1 protein-coding gene is annotated in these 1,248 nt (G+C 63.9%); it reads right to left on the minus strand.

Annotation, left to right across the window (positions count from 1 at the left end):
• Positions 1-3 precede the first annotated feature (3 nt).
• Positions 4-1,248, minus strand: a 1,245-nt coding sequence (locus DES37_RS25445) for an autotransporter outer membrane beta-barrel domain-containing protein (protein WP_146211558.1), incomplete at its 5' end; no start/stop codon positions are given.

Raw genomic sequence — 1,248 nt, forward strand, 5'->3', positions numbered from 1 at the left:
TTATCAGAAATGGTGCGTCAGGTTTAACAGGAAGCCTTTGTCCTGTGCGCCGTCTTCACGCCAGTGGAACGCATTCGCCCCGATATCCAGGCTGCCCTGGCGGTAGTGCGCACCCGCCGTGGCCTGGCTGTTCACCCCGCCACCACGTTTGCCGTCTTCCACCCGGAACTGCTGCCCGGAGGCCCCTGCCAGGCTGGCCGTGCGCCCCTGGCGGCTGAATGCCAGGTTCGGCCCCGCTTCCAGTACTGCCTGCGCGCCCCAGCCACGGTCGCCGGACCAGTTCAGCTGCAGCCCGGTTACCGCGTCCACCGCCGTTTCCGTGTAACGGCTCATGCTCAGGTTGAAATCCCCTGCTCCGCGCTCCTGCATGCCGCCGGTCATCTGGTGGCGCAGCGCCACGCCAGCGAACGGTTTCACACGCAGGTTATCGCCAATGGCCAGGGTTTTCGCCCCTTCACTGCGCAGCGCCAGCTGCTGAATGTGCACGTCGCTGCGCGCACTGTTGTGCACCCCTTCAAAGCGGATGTCGCGGCGGCTGTCCAGCTGGTGGCGGTCGTAACGCAGGCTGTTGTGCCAGCCCAGGTTATCTCCCAGGTTCAGGTGGTGGCTCAGCCCGAAGAACTGGCTGTAACCGCCCGTCAGCCCGTTGTCACCAGCCCGGCTCATGGCGTTACCGCCACTGCCGGACAGCCGGGCCATACCGTAGTGCGCCTCCAGTTCACCAAAACCACTCTCAAAGCGCTGGCCCAGCGCCACCATGTCGTAGGTGACCTTGTTAGCCATTTCGGCCCGCCGGTCGCCTTTTGCCACCACGTTGAACGACAGGCCCGTGTCGGTGGTAACCGGGGCCTCTGCCGCCAGGCGGGTGAAACGCTGGCCCAGAATACGCGCTTCCCGGTTAAGCGCCGTCGCCTGAGCACCGGACACCTGTTTCAGCGCCCGGTCCAGTTCGGCAGAGGTGGAGACATTCAGGCTGCTGTACAGGCTGTTGCTGGTGTAGCCGTTATCCAGTGCCGCAGCCACGCCCGCCACGCTCTGGTCGCTGATGACCGCCACGTAGTCGTTTTTGGTCAGAGTGACATCCACGTTGCCGTCGGCGTTGTTATACCCCTGCGCGTTCCACACCACGCTTTGTGAACCGATGTTTTCTGCCCCGCTGATACTGTTGCCGGTAAAGACATCGCTGAAGGTGATTTCCTTCGCCGCCGTGCCCGCCGTGAAGCCGGTGCCGATGGTCACCGTGCTGTC

Source organism: Mangrovibacter plantisponsor (genome assembly GCF_003182475.1).
GTDB lineage: Bacteria > Pseudomonadota > Gammaproteobacteria > Enterobacterales > Enterobacteriaceae > Mangrovibacter > Mangrovibacter plantisponsor.